This is a genomic window from uncultured Pseudokineococcus sp. (assembly GCF_947495735.1).
In the GTDB taxonomy this organism is placed as follows: domain Bacteria; phylum Actinomycetota; class Actinomycetes; order Actinomycetales; family Quadrisphaeraceae; genus Pseudokineococcus.
Genome location: NZ_CANMAA010000003.1, coordinates 181,865 through 197,786, shown reverse-complemented (window position 1 = coordinate 197,786; position 15,922 = coordinate 181,865). Strand labels below are relative to the sequence as shown.

Sequence of the window (15,922 nt, the reverse complement as noted above, 5' to 3'; positions counted from 1 at the left end):
GCGGGTCACCACCGCTCGGTGACCCGCGCCCCGTCGCGCTCGCGCCCGCTCAGCCCTGCTCGGCGAGCGCGGTGAGCAGGTCGGCGACCACGGGCGCCGCCACGGCCCCGCCGGCGCTGCCGCCCTCGACGACCACCGCCACGGCGACGCCCTCGCCGTCGGTCCCCGAGGGGCCGGCGCCGGGCTGGAGGGCCACCGTCCAGGCGTTCGTGGCGTAGGCGCCGTCGGCGCCCGGCTCGCCGACCTCGGCGGTGCCCGTCTTGGCGCCCACGGGCCCGCCGGGCACGCCGGCCAGCGCCTCGGACGCGGTGCCCTCGGTCGCCACGAGACGCATCAGGTCCCGGACGACGCCGAGGTCGGCGACCGGCTCGGGCGGCGGGGCGCTCGCCTCCGGGGCGGGGTCGAGCACCACGCGCGGCGCCAGCCACGACCCGCGGGCGATCGTCGACGTCGCCACCGCCATGCCGGCGGGGCTGGTGAGCACCTGCCCCTGGCCGATCATCTCGGCGGCCTGCAGGTCCTCGCCGCCCGCCTCGGGCACCTGGCCGGTGAACGCGGGGACGCCGACCTCCCAGTCGACGCCGATGCCCATCGGCAGCGCGGCCGCGGGCAGCGCGCCGGCCTCGAGCCGGTCGGCCAGGGAGGCGAACGCGGTGTTGCACGACTGCGCGAAGTCGACGGCGAAGGGGACGTCGCCGAGGGCGGAGCCCTCGGCGTTGCGGAACGTGCGCCCGCTGAGCGTCGTCGTCGGCGGGCACGCGACGGTCTCGTCGAGCGTGACGCCGGCGGCCAGCAGCGCCTGCGTCGAGACCGTCTTGAACGTCGAGCCGGGGGCGTACTGGCCCTGCAGCGCCCGGTCGAAGCCGCCCGCGGGCGCCGAGGACACGGCGAGCAGGTCACCGGTGGCGACGTCGACGACGACGAGCGCGCCGCTGCCGCCGTCCCCGACGCCCTGCGCCAGCGCCGCGTCCGCGGCCACCTGCACCTGCGGGTCGAGCGAGAGCTGCACGTCCTGGCCGGGGACGGCGCCGGCGGAGAACAGCGTCTGCCCCGCCGCGTCGTCCTCCGAGCCCTCGGGCACCCGCACCACCGTGGCGCCCGCCGTCCCGGCGAGGCGCTCGTCGTACTGGCGCTGCACGCCGGACAGGCCCGTGGTGTCCCCGGCGGCGAGCCGGCCGTCGGAGTCCTCGACGAGCTCGGCCGTCGCGTCGCCGAGCACGCCCAGCAGGTCGCGGGCGAAGCCGCTCGTGGGGGCCAGCGGCCGCTCGCCCGGCAGGGTCTGGACGCCCGGCAGCGAGCCGACGGCCCCGGAGACCTCGTCCCAGGCGGCCTGGCGCAGCGTGATGACCGAGACCGCCTGGCCCTCCGGCGCCGACGCGATGCGCTCGGCCAGCGAGGCGGCGTCCACCCCCAGCTCCGCGGACAGGCGCTGCGCCAGGGCGTCCGCGTCGTCCACGCGGGCCGGGTCGACCTGGACGTCGACCACCGGCTGGTCCGTGACCAGCGGCTGCCCGTCGCGGTCGAGGACCTCCCCGCGCTGCCCCCGGACGCGGTCCAGGCGCAGGGCGTCGCCGGTCTCGAGCGCCGGCGCCACCACCGCGGGCGACCACGTGGCCGTCCACCCCGAGGCCTCCCGGTCGTCGCCGGTGACGGCGAGCGGCAGCGAGGTCGCCGTCGTCCACCCCTCGCCGAGCGGCCACGTCACCTCGAGGTCGGCGGTGGCGGCGGCGTCCTCGCGCTCGACGTCCACCAGCTCGACCGCGGGCCGCGCGCCCCCCATGCCGCTCGTCAGGGCCTCGTAGCCGGCGGCGACGGCCCCGGCTCCACCGCCGCCCTCCAGCACGACCGGGGCCGCGGCGAGGTCCCCCGCGTCCCACGCCGCGACGACCTCCTCCGCGGCCGCGCGGGCGGCGTCGTCGCGGTCGCGCTCGGCGGCGCGCTGGGCCCCGACGACGGCTGCGCCGGCGCCCGCGCCGACGACGACGAGACCGGACACGGCGAGGGCGGTCGCCCGGCGGCTGGGTCGCTGCACCCCCGTGACTGTGCCACCCCGGGCGGCGGGGCTCCAGAGGCCCCGAGGGCCGGCCGATGCTCCCCGTAGCATGGACAGGACGCACCCGCTCCTCCGGCCGGCGCCCGAGCGGGTCCCCTCCGGCGCCCGGGCCGACGTCGGACCACCACCACGGAGAGGTCTCGCCCCGCATGACAGCGCAGCGCACGGCCGCCGGCCGCCACGTCCGGGCCCGATCCCGGGCGCGGCGCGCCGCTGCTGCCACGGCGGCGGTGGTCGCGGGCGCGGTGGTCGTCGGCGGCGCCGCGGGCGCCGCGGTCGTGACCCGCCTGGACGGCAACATCACCTCGGTCGAGGTGGACGCCCTCCTGGGGGACGACCGGCCCGAGGAGGAGGCCACCGCGGAGGGGTCGACCGGGCCGCTCGACATCCTCGTGCTGGGGTCGGACGACCGCTCGCAGCTGGCCGAGGGCGGCGCCGGCTTCGGCGGGGACATCGGCGGCGGCGGGTCGGACACGACCCTGCTGGTGCACCTCTCGCAGGACCGCGACCGGGCCGTCGCCGTGAGCATCCCGCGCGACTCGATGGTCACGGTGCCGCCGTGCGGCGACCCGGACGACGCCGGGCGCGAGCGGGTGGCCATGTTCAACTCCGCGCTGGCCGAGGGCGGCCCGGCGTGCGCCATCGCGACGGTCGAGAAGAACACCGACATCCGCATCGACCACTTCGCCGTCATCGACTTCGACGGCTTCCAGGACGTGGTGGACGCCCTGGGCGGGGTCGAGGTGTGCCTGCCCGAGGCCGTCCAGGACCCGAAGAGCAAGCTCGACCTGCCGGCCGGCGTCAGCCGCGTGTCGGGGGAGCAGGCCCTCGCCTACGTGCGCGCCCGCTACAACATCCCGGGCACCTCGGGCAGCGACATCGGCCGCATCGGCCGCCAGCAGCAGTTCCTGTCCTCCGTCGTCCAGGAGGTGACGAGCGCGGGCATCCTGCTGCGCCCGGACCGCCTCGTGCGCTTCCTCGACGCCGCCACGAACTCCCTCACCACGGACCCCGGGCTGGACAGCGTCGGGCAGCTGACGCAGCTGGCGCAGAGCGCCTCGGGCCTGCGCCCGGACGACGTCTCCTTCGTGACCGTGCCCTTCGAGGAGTACGCGCCCGACCCCAACCGGCTGCAGTGGGCCCCGGAGGCGGAGGACCTCTGGGCGAGCATCCGCGCCGACGCGCCCCTTCCCGGCACGGAGCCGGAGCCCGAGCCCGCTCCGGCGGAGACCGCGCCGCCGCTGACCGTCTCGCCGGGCTCGATCGCCGTCGAGGTCTACAACGGCACGGGGGAGGGCGGCCGCGCCGGCGAGGCGCAGTCGGACCTCCAGCTGCAGGGGTTCGACGTGCGGGTGGCCGGCAACGCGGACGCCGGCGTGCTGCAGGGCGTGCGCGTGAGCTACCCGACGGGGGCCGAGGACGCCGCCGAGACGGTCGCCGCCGCCTTCCCGGGGGCGAACGTGGTGGAGGACCCCAGCCTGCAGGGGGTTGTCGTCGTGACGCTCGGGACGGGGGCGCCGGACGTCGTCGAGGTGCCCAACCGGCTGGGCGCCGAGCCGCTGCCGGACCGCAGCGAGCCGTCGGCGGCGATCGAGGCGCGCTCGGCCTCCGAGGACATCTGCGAGGCCTGACCCGGCGAGAGGGGCGCGGGGGCCTGCGCGGCCGGGGGGCCTGCGCGGCACGGGGGGCCTGCGCGGCACGGGGCTCCGGAGGACGAACGGCGCACGACCCGGGGGTCGTGCGCCGTTCGAGTGCGGAGGCGGCGGGATTTGAACCCGCGATGGGGTATCACCCCAAACCCGCTTAGCAGGCGGGCGCCATAGACCACTAGGCGACGCCTCCGCGAGCGAGGGTACAGACGCCGCGGGCCCGCCCGCAAAGCGCCCTCGGCCGGTGCGGCGCACGGCCGTCCGCCGGCCGCGCGCCGCACCGCCGGTCGAGCCGTCGCGCCGGGCCCCGGAGGCCCGCGCGCGCAGCGCGCGAGGGGCCGGCGGAGAACCGGATTTCGACCTCCGCCCCGGAGCGGGTACTGTCTCTCTCGGCCTGGGAACGGGTCACGCGCCCGTAGCTCAACGGATAGAGCATCTGACTACGGATCAGAAGGTTGGGGGTTCGAGTCCCTCCGGGCGCACTCGTTGAGACAGCGACGACGACGGCCCCACCAGCAGACGTGCTGGTGGGGCCGTCGTCGTCTCGGTCTGTCGTGACGTCCTGCGCCGGGCCCGTCCAGACGCTCTGCGCGGGGTGCGCACGTCCGGGAGCCCTCGGCGGGGCGCTCGCCCGGCGGTCGACGACGAGCGCCGGCGGCGGCGCGGACGTTAGGCTCCGCGCGAGAACTGCCCGTCCCCGCGCGGGGGAAGCCGGTCGGACGCCGGCGCTGACCCGCAGCCGTGGGCGACGACCGGCCCCGGGCCGGGCCGTCGCGAGCCGGAACGCCCGTCGGGGGCTCGCGGCTCCCGCCATCCCCGCCGTGGTCTGCGGGGCGGAGCCCGGTCGGTCCCTCGTGCCCGGCGCGCCTGCGCGCCCCGGGTCGGGTGGCGGGTCGGCGCCGTCTCGCGGGCTCCTCCCGAGAGGCCCTCCGTGCACCCTGCCCCCTCCCGCCGCCTCGCCGCCCTCGTCGGCGCCACCGGTCTGCTCGTGTCCCTCGGCGCCGGCCCGGTGCTCGCGGCGACCCCCACGGCCGGCGCGACCAGCACGGCGACGAGCACCCCGACCGCCGCCGGGGAGGCCGAGCTCGAGGGCGAGGCGTGCCCCGAGGGCGAGGGCGCCACGGTCCTGGTGGACCCGCAGGGCCTGGCCGGCGGAGAGCTCGCGGAGCCGACGGCCGGGTGCGCGCTCGAGGCGGCCGACGGGCTGACGGCGCTGGAGGAGGCAGGGTTCACCGCGACCGAGAGCCAGCCCGGCTTCGTCTGCACGATCGAGTCCGTGCCCGCCCCCGAGCAGGCCGACTGCACGACCGACGGCTACTGGGCCTACTACTACGCCCCGCGCGACGGCGAGTGGACGGCCAGCCAGGTCGGCGCCGCGGACCGCGTGCCCGAGGCGGGCGGCGTGGAGGCGTGGTCGTGGACGGAGCTGTCGGGCGACGACCTGGTCGGAGCGGCCCCGCGCGTGGACCCGGCGGCCGTCGCCGGCCTCCCGGTCGCGGGCGAGGAGGGCGCGGACGAGGCCCAGGCCGAGGAGGTCGGGGAGTCGGCGGACGAGAGCGTGCCCGTCGTCACCATCGCGATCATCGTGGTCGTGGCGGTGCTCGTGGTCCTGGCCATCGTCCTGGGCGGGCGCTACCGCCGTCGCCAGGTGGAGCAGGAGATGGACGATCGCAGGTCCCACGAGAGCTGAGCGCCGCGGGCTCCACCCCGGCGCCTGGTGGCTGTGGGCGCTGGGGCTGGCCGCGGCGGCCAGCCGGACCTCCGACCCCCTGCTGCTGCTGGGCGTCGTCGCCGTCGCGTGCCTCGTCGTCGCCGCCCGTCGCGACGACGCCGCCTCCGGCCTCGACCTGCGCTACTACCTCGTCCTCGCGGCGGCCGTGGTGGCGGTGCGCGTGCTCTTCCGGGTCCTGTTCGGCGGCACCGGGCTCGGCAGCGGACCGGTCGTGCTCGACCTGCCGCGGGTCCCGCTGCCCGACCTCGTCTCCGGCGTCACGCTGCTCGGGCCGATCACCGCGGGCTCGCTGCTCGCCGGCGTCTACGAGGGGCTGCGCCTGGCCGCCGTCCTCGTCTGCGTCGGCGCCGCCAACTGCCTGGCCGACGCCCGCCGGCTCCTGCGCGCCGTCCCCGGGGCGCTCGCGGAGGTCTCCACGGCCGTCGTCATCGCGCTGACGTCGGCGCCGCAGCTCGTCGACAGCGTGCGCCGGGTCCGCCGGGCCCGGCGGCTGCGCGCGGGCAGCGCCGAGGGGGTCCGGGCCCTGCCCGCCGTCCTGTCGCCCGTGCTGGCCGACGCCCTGGACCGCTCCCTGTCGCTGGCCGGCGCGATGGCCGTGCGGGGGTACGGGCGCACGGCCGGCGTCCCGCGCCGCACCCGCCGCGCGTCGGGCGCGCTGCTCGTCGCCGGGCTGCTCGGCACGTGCCTCGGGCTCTTCGGCCTCCTCGACCCGACCGCCGGTGCGGCGGCCGGCGTCCCGGTGCTCCTCGCCGGGGCGGCGCTCGCCGTCCTCGGGCTGCGGCTCGCCTCGGCGCGCGTGCGCCGCACCGCCCACCGGCCCGACCCGTGGGGAGGCCCGGAGTGGGCCGTCTCCGCCGTCGGCGCCACCTCGGCCGGCGCCATGGCGCTCGCGGCCGCGCTCGACCCGGCGGCCCTGGCCCCGTCGACGGCGCCGCCCGTCTGGCCCGAGCCGAGCCTGCTCGGCCTCGCCGCGGTGCTGGTCGCCGTCCTGCCCGCCGTCCTGGCGCCGCGCCGCGGGGGCGTGTCGTCGCCTGCTCGCCCTGCGGGTCGTGCGTCGGAGGGCGAGTCGTCGCCTGCTCGCCCTGCGGGGGCTGCCTCCCCGCTGCGCGGCGGGGCGTCGTGAGCGTCCCCGCGGGCCGCCCGGCCCGCCCTCCCGTGGCCGTCCGGTTCGACCGGGTGACGCTCACCTACCCGGGGGCGCCCGCGCCCGCGCTGCGCGACGTCGACCTGGAGGTCGGCGAGGGGGAGCTGTGCCTCGTCGCGGGCCCCACGGGCAGCGGCAAGTCGACCCTGCTGGGCGCGGTGAGCGGGCTCGTGCCCCACCTGACCGGCGGGGAGCTCGCCGGCGAGGTGGTCGTGGTGGGGGTGTCGACGCGCGGGACCCCGCCGCGCGACCTCGCCCACCTGGTGGGGCACGTCGGCCAGGACCCGGTGGCCGGCTTCGTCACCGACTCCGTCGAGGACGAGCTCGCCTACGCGATGGAGCAGCTGGCCGTGCCGGCGCCGGCGATGCGGCGCCGCGTGGAGGAGGTGCTGGACCTCCTCGGCGTCGCCGACCTGCGCGACCGGCCGCTGCGCACGCTGTCCGGCGGGCAGGCCCAGCGGGTGGCCATCGGCTCCGTGCTGGCGGCCGGGCCCCGGGTGCTCGTGCTCGACGAGCCGACCTCCGCGCTGGACCCGGGCGCCGCCGAGGAGGTGCTCGCCGCGCTCGTCCGCCTCGTCCACGACCTGGCGGTGACGGTGGTCGTGGCCGAGCACCGGCTCGAGCGCGTCGTCCAGCACGCCGACCGCGTCGTGCTCGTGGGCCGCGACGGCCGCGTCCGCGACGGCGCGCCCGCGGCGATGATGCGCGAGCACGACGGCGCCCCGCCCGTCGTCGAGCTGGCCCGCGCGGCCGGGTGGGACCCGCCGCCGCTGTCGGTGCGGGACGCCCGGCGCCTCGCCGGGCCGCTGGCGCAGGCCCTCGCCGGGCACGAGCCGCCGCTCCCGGCGACGCCGGGGCGGACCGGCGGGCCGCCGCTCCTGCGCTCGCGCGACGTCGTGGTGGTGCACGGCACGGGGGCGGGGCGGGTCCGGGCGGTCGCGGGCGTCGACCTCGACCTCCACGCCGGCGAGGTGGTGGCGCTGATGGGCCGCAACGGCTCCGGCAAGTCCTCGCTCCTGTGGGCCTGGCAGGGCTCCGGGCCGCGCGCCCGCGGGGAGGTGGGCGTGCTCGGGGACGGGGCCGCGATGGACTCCTCCGTCGGACGGCGCCGCTGGTGGCAGCGCCGTCCCGCAGCCGCGGCGGGCGGTCCGGGGGCAGCAGCGCGCGGGCCGACGGGCGACGGGCGGCAGGACCCGGGAGCGCTGCCGCCCGCCGGCGCCCGCGCCCTCGTGGGCCTGGTGCCGCAGACGCCGGGCGACCTGCTCTACCTGCCGACGGTGGGGCAGGAGTGCGCCCAGGCGGACGCCGAGTCCGGCCGACCCCGGGGCACGTGCCGCGCGCTGCTCGACGAGGTGGCGCCGGGCGTCCCCGACGAGCGCCACCCCCGCGACCTCTCCGAGGGCCAGCGCCTGGCCCTCGTGCTGGCCGTCCAGCTCGCCGCGACGCCGCGCGTGGTGCTGCTCGACGAGCCGACGCGGGGGCTCGACGAGGAGGCCAAGCGCCGTGTCGGGCAGGTGGTCCGCGAGCTGGCGGCCCAGGGGCGCGCCGTCGTCCTCGCCACCCACGACGTCGAGCTCGTGGCCGCGGCCGCCGACCGCGTCGTCGTGGTGGCGCAGGGGCGGGTCGTCGCCGACGGCCCCACCGCCGAGGTGGTCGCCTCCTCCCCGGCCTTCGCCCCGCAGACGGCCAAGGTGCTCGCCCCGCAGCCGTGGCTGACGCCGCAGCAGGTGCGGGCCGCCCTCGCCGCGGGACCGGCTCCGGGCGCCGAGCCGGCGGGGGACCGCTCGTGAGCGCGCACGAGGGCGCCGGCGCGTCCGGGCGGCGCGTCGCGGCGGTGCGCCTGCGGCCGCGCTCGGCGCTCGTGCTCGCGGTCGCCTCGCTCGCGGGCCTCGTGATGTTCGCCTGGCCGCTGCTCGTGCCCGCGGGGGCGGCGCTCGCGGGCAGCGCGAGCGCGCCGCTGCTCTTCGCGCTGGTCCTGCCCGTGCTCGTCGCCGTCGTGCTCGCCGAGCTGGCCGACGGCGGCATCGACGTCTCGGCGCTCGCGCTGCTCGGCGTGCTGTCCGCCGTCAACGCCGGCCTGCGGGTGCTCGGCGCCGGGCTCGTGGGCGTCGAGACCGTCTTCTTCCTCCTCGTGCTGGCCGGCCGCGTCCTCGGCCCGGGCTTCGGCTTCGTCCTCGGCTGCACGTCCCTGTTCGCCTCGGCGCTGCTCACCGCCGGCGTCGGCCCCTGGCTCCCGTTCCAGATGGTGGCCGCCGGGTGGGTGGGGCTGGGCGCGGGCCTGCTGCCGCAGCGCCCCCGGGGCCGGGCGGAGGTGCTGCTGCTCGCCGGCTACGGCGTCGTCGCCGCTTTCGGGTTCGGCCTGCTCATGAACCTGTGGGGCTGGCCGCTCGCGACCGCCGGCACCGGGATCTCCTACGTCGCGGGGGACGCCCTCGCCGACAACCTGGGTCGGCTGCTCCTGTACTCGGCGCTCACCTCGCTGGGGTGGGACGCGGGCCGCGCGGTGACGACCGCCGTCGCCGTGCTGGTCGTCGGGCCCGCGGTGCTCGGCGGGCTGCGACGGGTCGTGCGGCGCGCGTCCTTCTCCGTCGCGCCGGCGACCCCGGCGCCCGCGCCGGGCCGCGCCGACGGCTCGGGGAGGATGGGCCCGTGACGGCTCCCGCTCCCGGTACCGCTCCCGGCCGCCCGACCGTGCTCCTGGCCACGTGCCGCGAGATGGCCGACCTGGACGGGGAGGGCCGGGCGGTCCTCGCCGCGCTGGCCGACCTCGGGGTCGAGGCGCGGCCCGCCGTCTGGGACGACGCCGACGTCGACTGGGCGTCGGCCGACCTCGTCGTCGTCCGCTCGACGTGGGACTACGTGCCCCGCCGGGCGGAGCTCCTCGCCTGGGCCGAGCGCGTCGCCGCCGTGGCGGAGCTGGCGAACCCGCCGGAGCTGCTGCGCTGGAGCACCGACAAGGCCTACCTGGAGGACCTGCGCGCCGCCGGTCTGCCGGTCGTGCCCTCGGTGCTCCTCGCCCCCGGCGAGGGGGACGACCACCCCTTCACCGACCGCGAGCACGTCGTGAAGCCCGCGGTCTCGGCGGGGTCGAAGGACACCCTCCGCCTGCGGCCGGACGAGGCCGACCGCTCGCGCGCCCACGTGCGCGCCGTCCACGGGAGCGGGCGCGTCGCGCTCGTGCAGCCCTACGTGGAGGGCGTGGACGTCCACGGCGAGACCGCCGTGGTCCTGGTCGAGGGCGAGGTGCTGCACGCCGTGCGCAAGGGGCCGCTGCTGCGGCCCTCCGGGGACCCGGTGGAGGGGCTCTTCGCCCCGGAGGAGATCACGCCGCGGGAGCCGTCCGACGCCGAGCTCGACGTCGCGCGCCGTGCGCTCGACGTCGTGGTGTCCCGGACCGGCGGGGTCCCGCTGTACGCCCGCGTCGACCTGCTGCCCTCCCCGGACGGGCCCCTGCTCCTGGAGCTCGAGCTGGCCGAGCCGTCGCTCTTCCTGGACGTGGCACCCGGTGCGCCGGAAGCCTTCGCGGCAGCCGTCCTCACCCGTCTGGCTCCGCCCGGGGAGGCGGGCAGACGCTCCTGACGGCGCCCGGACGGCTCCGGACCGCGCCTGCGCCGAGCACCACGTGCCGCGTGCGGGCCCGCGGCGGTTACCGTGGTGTACGGCGTAGCGCGGCCGCGCGCTGCACGCTCGGTGGAGACGACCGGCGAGCACCCGCACCGGTGGACCACGGGAGACGCATGACCAGCAGGCCGAGGGAGGACGCCGGCCGCGTCGTGGCGCGCCCTGAGGAGCGGCTGCTCGTCCTCGAGGGCGACGTCGACATGTCCGCCGTGGAGACCTTCGACCGCCGCGGCGACGACCTCTCGTGGGTGCGCACCATCGACGTCAGCGGGGTGAGCTTCGTCGACACCCAGGGCCTCGGCCTCATGCTGCGCGTGGCGGCGCCCCGCGGCCGCGACGCCCCCACGGAGCGGCCGGCGCTGCTGGGCGCCTCGCCCCAGGTGCGGCAGCTGCTGGAGATGCTCGGCGTCGAGTCGCTCTTCGAGCTGCGCCCCTCGTGCGACGGAGCGGATGACCACGCGCTGGACGGGGGCCTCGGCGGGGCCGGGGACCACGCCACCAGCGGGGTGCTCGACCACCGCGCCGCTCCCTCCGAGGACGGCGTGAGCCCGACCGCCTGATCCGCCCTCCTCGCAGCACTCGCCGGGCGAGGCCCTCCCCTCGCGCGGGGGCCCGGGGCGTGGTGCCCTGGCCCGCGGCACCGCGCGCCACCGGGCGCGGCGGACGGCGACGCAGGAGGTCGGGCATGCAGTACACGAGGCTGGGCACCACCGGGCTGGAGATCTCGCGGATCGCCCTGGGCTGCATGAGCTACGGCGTCCCCGAGCGGGGCGGGCACCCGTGGTCGCTGCCCGAGGAGGAGAGCCGGGAGTCCATCAAGCGGGCGCTCGAGGCGGGCGTGACCTTCTTCGACACGGCCAACGTCTACTCCGACGGCACGAGCGAGGAGATCGTCGGGCGGGCGCTGCGCGACATGGCCTCTCGCGACGACGTCGTCATCGCGACCAAGGTGCACGGGCGGATGCGCCCCGGCCCGAACGGCGCCGGCCTCTCGCGGAAGGCGATCATGGCGGAGGTCGACCACAGCCTCCGGCGGCTGGGCACCGACCACGTCGACCTCTACCAGATCCACCGCTTCGACCCGGCGACGCCGGTCGAGGAGACGATGGAGGCGCTGCACGACGTCGTGCGCGCCGGCAAGGCCCGCTACCTCGGGGCGTCCTCGATGTGGACCTGGCAGCTCACGCAGATGCAGCGCGCCGCCGAGCGGAACGGCTGGACGCCCTTCGTCTCCATGCAGGACCACTACAACCTCCTCATGCGCGAGGAGGAGCGCGAGATGCTGCCGTACTGCGAGGCCACCGGCGTCGGCGCCATCCCGTGGAGCCCGCTGGCGCGCGGCCGGCTCACGCGCGCCTGGGACTCCGAGACCTCCCGCAGCGACACCGACGAGTTCGGGAAGAAGCTCTACCGCGACGACGACGGCCGCATCGTCGACGCCGTCGCCCAGGTCGCCCGCGAGCGGGACGTGCCGCCGGCGCAGGTGGCCCTGGCGTGGGTGATGCGCCGCCCGGCCGTCTCGGCGCCGATCGTCGGGACGACGAAGCCGCACCACCTCGACGACGCCGTCGCCGCCGTCGAGCTCGAGCTCACCGACTCCGAGGCCGCGCGCCTGGAGGAGCACTACACCCCGCGGGAGAACGCCGGCTTCGCCTGAGCCCGCCCCCTTCGCGCGGTCGGCCGGTGGCGCAGCGCCGCCGGTCGACCGCGCCCTCGTCTGGTGGCATCTGGACCGGCGGGTCGACGGGGCACCTCGGGCCCGCCGACGTCCGATCGGGACGAAGTGCACTGCGCCAAGGGGCGGGACCGCACGGGCCTGGTCGTCGCGCTGGTCCTGCTGGTGTGCGAGGTCGGCGTCGACGACATCGTCGCGGACTACGCCGACACCGAGCGTCGGCTCGCGGGGCCGGTCGCGCGGGCCGCCGGTGCACCGGACGAGCGCGAGGAGACCCAGCGGGTGCTGGCCGCGCAGGGCTCTCCCGACGCCGCTGCTGCGATGCGGCACTTCCTGCGGACCGCCGACCCCCTCGGTCGGCTCCGAGCTGCTGGACTGCGGCCCGGCGACGAGGCGGAGCTCCGCGCCAGGATGCTGGCGACTGCGCAGGAAGGCCGCTCCGAGAGCCTGCTGTCACCGGTAGCTGATCACCGGCGGGATGTCCGCGCGGCGCTGTCGGAGGTCGGCGAGGAGCGGCCGCTGCGCTCGTCGTCGGCGGGCTGGTGGACATCGGCGTCAGGTGGCACCCGCTCCGTCACGGCCCGCCGAGGAGGACGGCGGCGTAGTAGCCGACGGGGAGCAGGAGGAGGGCGACGAGGCCGCCGGCGACGACGAGGAGCGTCGAGCCGGCGCGGACGCCGAGAGCGAGGGCGGTGAGCCCGCCGGCGGGGACCAGGAGCAGCGCGACCAGGGGGGCGAGCGGGTCGACGCGGTGGGCGACGGGCAGGGACGCAGCGGCGGCCAGGGCCACTGCGAGGGAGATCACGGCGGAGGCCCTGGCGGCGGCGGGGCGTCTCGGCACGACGGCAGTCTGTCGGCGCGGGGCTGCCCCACGAGCCGGTGGCAGCGGGCCCGTGCTGCCAGGGTCGCGCCCCGAGCCGGCAGCGGGTCAGGGGGAGGGGAGCCGGAGGTCGTAGCGGACCAGGCGCGCCCCGCCCGAGCCCTTGGCGGCGTACATGGCGGCGTCGGCGTGGGCGAGGAGCCCGGCTGCGGAGGGGGTCGGCGCCTCGGCGGGCAGGTGGGCCAGGCCCACGCTGATGGTGACCGTCCTGGTGGTGCCGGCGATGTCGAGGCGCTGGGACAGGACGGGCTTCATGCGCTGGGTGACCTCGGCGGCGTCGTAGCCGCTCTCGACGAGGAGGGCGAACTCGTCTCCGCCGAGCCGGGCCAGGGTGTTGCCGGGGGTCAGGTGGGCGGTCCAGGACGTGGTGACGGCCACGAGGAGGGCGTCGCCGGCGGCGTGGCCGTAGGTGTCGTTGACGGTCTTGAAGTCGTCGACGTCGATCAGCAGCACGCTCAGGGGCCGCCGGGTGGCGTCGTGCAGCTCCAGGGCGTGGGTGAGGCGCTCGTGGAAGACCGCACGGGTGGACAGGCCGGTGAGGTGGTCGCGGGTGGCCAGGCGGCGCAGCTCGGCCTCGCGGATGAGGGCCTGCTCGCGCAGGGTCTGGGCGAGCAGGGTCTGGGCGAGCATGTCGGCGACGAGCTCGACGGCGGGCTGGACCCGTTCGAGGGCGGACTGCTCGAGCTCGGTGGGGTGGTACCCGCAGACGGTGCCCAGGACCGGCCCGTCGGCGAGGCGGATGGGAGCGCCGACGTAGGCGCGCACGGGCCACTTCTCCACCGGCACGCACTCGGCGTACTCGGGCACCTCGCTGGTGCGGGCGGCGACCCGGGCGGCGCCGCCGGCCATGCGCCGGCACAGGGAGCCCTCCCAGGACACGCGGGGGTGGGGCAGGACGTCGTAGTCGCGGGTGCGCACCTCGGTGAAGACCTGGTCCTCGCCGTCGCAGCGGGTGATGGCCCACATGGCCATCGGCAGCTGCTGGTCCAGGAAGGCCAGCGCCCGTGCGCTGGCCTCCTCGAAGGACAGCAGGCCCGCGGGCGAGGTCGTGCCCGGGTGGTCGGGGGCGTGGTCGCCGGTGCGGGCGGTGCTCATGCCTCGTCCCGGAGGAGGCGCGCGGCGGTCTGGTGGAGCGTCCGCCCGGTGGTGAAGGCCAGGGCCTGCAGGTGCCGGCGCGCCTCGCCGTGGGGCAGGTCGTGGCTGCTCCCGAGCACCCCGACGGCGCGGGTCACGACGTCGACCCGGGGGTCGATGAGGTCGTCCAGGCTGTCGTCGCCGGTGTCGGGGTCCTCGTGCAGGGCGCGCACCATCACCATCGTGGCCAGCAGCGTCGCGGCGCCGAGCGCGGTGGTGGTCCCGCTGAGGGGGAAGGGGCCGCACCGGTCGCGAGCCAGGACGAGGGCCCCGAAGACGTCGACGCGCCCACCGGCGCCGGGGCCGGTCCCGCGCAGCGGGAGCAGCAGCAGGCCGCGCAGCTCCGGCGGCACGGCGAAGGTGGCGCTCAGCAGCGGCCAGCGGTCGTCGTCGGCGTGCAGGTCCTCGACCGTCACGGGGGCCGCGGTGGCCAGCAGCTCGTGGGTCGGGCCCTGGCCGACGGTCTCGTCCATGTCGTCGAGGGCGACCAGGACGGGATCCGAGCCGTGGACCACCGCCCGGTCGTGCGGCCCCGCGAACAGGGCCAAGGACACCCGGTCGGCGCCGGCCTCGGTGGCCAGCTGCCGGGCCAGCTCCATCTCCGCCGGGGGGCGCAGAGCGGTGCTGCCGCGCGGTGCGCGCAGGGGGTCGTGGCCGGGAGGGCCGCTCGTGCTCACGGCCGCACCCGACCTGAGCGGTCGAGGCGCCGCGCCGGCCGCGCTGGTCTCCGGGGGCCGGGGGGCGTGCTCTGGTCAGCCGGCGGCCGTCGCCGGGATGCGTCGTCGATGATGGTGCACCTTCCGGGGGGCGACGCCGCCGTCCCCGCGGTGCGTCGCCGTTCCTGCGGCGCCGTCGGCTCGACGCCCGTGGCCGGCGCGCGGTCCCGGGAGGACATCGACGCGCGTGCGACCACACCTGCACGGCTGACGATAGGCGCACCCGCCCGAGATGCCGGGAGTGGGTGGTCGCCCTCTCCGCGGAGCCGGCCCGGGCCCGGACGGCGACGGCCAGGCGTGGTGACCAGCGACGTCGTCCGCCTCGGGGCGCCGGCGGGACGGACGAGACCCCGGCGGTCGGTCGCCCCCATCCCGGCGCTTGTCGACGTTACTTGACACGGTGTCGGGTAGACCAGACACTCTGCACGTGGGACGACGGTCTGCGCAGGGGCGCAGCAACGAGGTCAGAGGTGCACGCACAGCGATGGGCCTGACCCAGGCCGAGCTGGCTGCGGCCGCCGGGGTGACCCGTCAGACCGTCGTGGCCGTCGAGGCCGGCGACTACGCGCCGTCGGTGTACCTGGCCCTGGCCCTGGCCGAGCGGCTGGGGCGCAGCGTGGAGGAGCTGTTCGGACACGGCGCGGCCGCTGGGGTCGCGACCGGTGGTGCTGGCGAGGCCAGCCGGAACGAGGAGAACCGATGAGGGACCACCTGCAGGCCGACGGCACCGCGGAGGTGCGCGAGGGGTGGTTCGTGCGCACCGCGGAGCGCATCGGCGACCTCGGGAGCCCCTTCTACGACGAGGAGCACCAGCGCGACGTCTGGAACGAGGCCAGCGCCGTCGGGTTCCAGCTGGTGCTCTGGCTGCTCCCCGTCGCCGCCGTGGTCTCGGTGTGGGTCGGGGGCGCCACCGCCATCCCGTACGCGCTGGTCATGTTCCTCGCCGCGGGGCTGGCATCCGGGGTGGTCATCGGCTTCGCCCAGGCGCGCGGGCTGGACCTGGGGGCCGCCGAGGGCTACACGGTGCTGCGCTGGCGCATGCTCGTCTTCGTGGTGCTGTTCGCAGCCCTCTGCGTCGGGGTGGTGCGGGCGGCGCCGGAGGGCTCCTTCGGCCAGGGCACGCTCTGGGGGATGCTGGTCGGTGCCGCCGTCGCCATCGCGCTCCTCGCCTGGGGCGGGCGCCGGGCCCGACGCGTCTCGCCCTGACCGCCTGCTCGCGACGTCGGCCCGAGCGAGTGGTCCGGCTCGAGGTCGGAGACCGCCTCCGCGCCGTGCGAGGACGTCGCCACGCCGACTCCTCGCCGGCGAGGGGGCGTGC

At 77.7% G+C, this 15,922-nt stretch carries 14 protein-coding genes, 2 tRNA genes and 1 pseudogene; 12 read left to right on the top strand and 5 right to left on the bottom strand.

The features are described from left to right. Window positions 1–49: 49 nt before the first annotated feature. Window positions 50–2,032: a penicillin-binding transpeptidase domain-containing protein gene (locus tag Q0848_RS06220; protein ID WP_299036101.1), complete on the bottom strand. Its 1,983-nt coding sequence runs from the start codon at window positions 2,030–2,032 to the stop codon at window positions 50–52. Window positions 2,033–2,202: 170 nt separating this feature from the next. Here Q0848_RS06220 and Q0848_RS06215 point away from each other — a divergent pair, with 170 nt between their 5' ends. After that, window positions 2,203–3,684 (top strand): LCP family protein, encoded by a 1,482-nt coding sequence (locus Q0848_RS06215; RefSeq protein ID WP_299036099.1) that lies wholly within the window; start codon window positions 2,203–2,205, stop codon window positions 3,682–3,684. A 123-nt stretch (window positions 3,685–3,807) separates the two neighbouring features. Here the strand turns inward: Q0848_RS06215 and Q0848_RS06210 are convergent. Beyond that, window positions 3,808–3,895: transfer RNA gene (locus tag Q0848_RS06210), tRNA-Ser, on the bottom strand. Window positions 3,896–4,111: 216 nt separating this feature from the next. On the opposite strand from Q0848_RS06210, the gene Q0848_RS06205 reads away from it, so the two are divergent. The 9 genes and pseudogenes from Q0848_RS06205 to Q0848_RS06165 form a co-directional block, all read left to right on the top strand. Continuing rightward, window positions 4,112–4,184: transfer RNA gene (locus Q0848_RS06205), tRNA-Arg, on the top strand. A 449-nt stretch (window positions 4,185–4,633) separates the two neighbouring features. Next, window positions 4,634–5,392 (top strand): hypothetical protein, encoded by a 759-nt coding sequence (locus tag Q0848_RS06200; protein ID WP_299036097.1) that lies wholly within the window; start codon window positions 4,634–4,636, stop codon window positions 5,390–5,392. Beyond that, the gene (locus Q0848_RS06195; RefSeq protein WP_299036442.1) at window positions 5,370–6,557 is read left to right on the top strand and encodes a CbiQ family ECF transporter T component; all 1,188 of its coding nucleotides are present in this window, start codon (window positions 5,370–5,372) and stop codon (window positions 6,555–6,557) included. Before Q0848_RS06200 ends, Q0848_RS06195 begins: the two co-directional genes overlap by 23 nt. Beyond that, window positions 6,554–8,368 carry an ABC transporter ATP-binding protein gene (locus Q0848_RS06190; RefSeq protein ID WP_299036095.1) on the top strand — a complete coding sequence of 605 codons (1,815 nt, stop codon included), beginning with the start codon at window positions 6,554–6,556 and terminating at the stop codon, window positions 8,366–8,368. Before Q0848_RS06195 ends, Q0848_RS06190 begins: the two co-directional genes overlap by 4 nt. Continuing rightward, window positions 8,365–9,231, top strand: coding sequence for an ECF transporter S component (locus tag Q0848_RS06185; RefSeq protein ID WP_299036093.1), 867 nt, complete (start codon window positions 8,365–8,367; stop codon window positions 9,229–9,231). The genes Q0848_RS06190 and Q0848_RS06185 overlap by 4 nt, the downstream gene beginning before the upstream one ends. Then, window positions 9,228–10,157, top strand: coding sequence for a RimK family alpha-L-glutamate ligase (locus tag Q0848_RS06180; protein WP_299036091.1), 930 nt, complete (start codon window positions 9,228–9,230; stop codon window positions 10,155–10,157). The genes Q0848_RS06185 and Q0848_RS06180 overlap by 4 nt, the downstream gene beginning before the upstream one ends. Window positions 10,158–10,315: 158 nt before the next feature. Then, the gene (locus Q0848_RS06175; protein ID WP_299036089.1) at window positions 10,316–10,759 is read left to right on the top strand and encodes an STAS domain-containing protein; all 444 of its coding nucleotides are present in this window, start codon (window positions 10,316–10,318) and stop codon (window positions 10,757–10,759) included. A gap of 125 nt (window positions 10,760–10,884) precedes the next feature. Further along, a complete protein-coding gene (locus tag Q0848_RS06170) occupies window positions 10,885–11,856 on the top strand; it encodes an aldo/keto reductase (RefSeq protein ID WP_299036087.1) in 972 nt (323 codons plus the stop codon). Between the two features lie 63 nt (window positions 11,857–11,919). Then, a pseudogene (locus Q0848_RS06165) lies at window positions 11,920–12,204 on the top strand (tyrosine-protein phosphatase); the annotation flags it as partial. 244 nt (window positions 12,205–12,448) lie between these two features. On the opposite strand, the gene Q0848_RS06160 reads toward Q0848_RS06165, so the two are convergent. The 3 genes from Q0848_RS06160 to Q0848_RS06150 form a co-directional block, all read right to left on the bottom strand. Then, window positions 12,449–12,679 (bottom strand): hypothetical protein, encoded by a 231-nt coding sequence (locus Q0848_RS06160; protein ID WP_299036451.1) that lies wholly within the window; start codon window positions 12,677–12,679, stop codon window positions 12,449–12,451. A 123-nt stretch (window positions 12,680–12,802) separates the two neighbouring features. After that, a complete protein-coding gene (locus Q0848_RS06155) occupies window positions 12,803–13,849 on the bottom strand; it encodes a GGDEF domain-containing protein (protein WP_299036085.1) in 1,047 nt (348 codons plus the stop codon). Next, window positions 13,846–14,565 (bottom strand): ANTAR domain-containing protein, encoded by a 720-nt coding sequence (locus Q0848_RS06150; RefSeq protein ID WP_299036083.1) that lies wholly within the window; start codon window positions 14,563–14,565, stop codon window positions 13,846–13,848. The genes Q0848_RS06155 and Q0848_RS06150 overlap by 4 nt, the downstream gene beginning before the upstream one ends. Window positions 14,566–15,031: 466 nt before the next feature. Between Q0848_RS06150 and Q0848_RS06145 the strand changes: the two genes are divergently transcribed. Beyond that, window positions 15,032–15,307 carry a helix-turn-helix transcriptional regulator gene (locus tag Q0848_RS06145; protein ID WP_299036081.1) on the top strand — a complete coding sequence of 92 codons (276 nt, stop codon included), beginning with the start codon at window positions 15,032–15,034 and terminating at the stop codon, window positions 15,305–15,307. Beyond that, window positions 15,304–15,810 carry a hypothetical protein gene (locus Q0848_RS06140; RefSeq protein ID WP_299036079.1) on the top strand — a complete coding sequence of 169 codons (507 nt, stop codon included), beginning with the start codon at window positions 15,304–15,306 and terminating at the stop codon, window positions 15,808–15,810. Before Q0848_RS06145 ends, Q0848_RS06140 begins: the two co-directional genes overlap by 4 nt. Window positions 15,811–15,922: the final 112 nt, after the last annotated feature.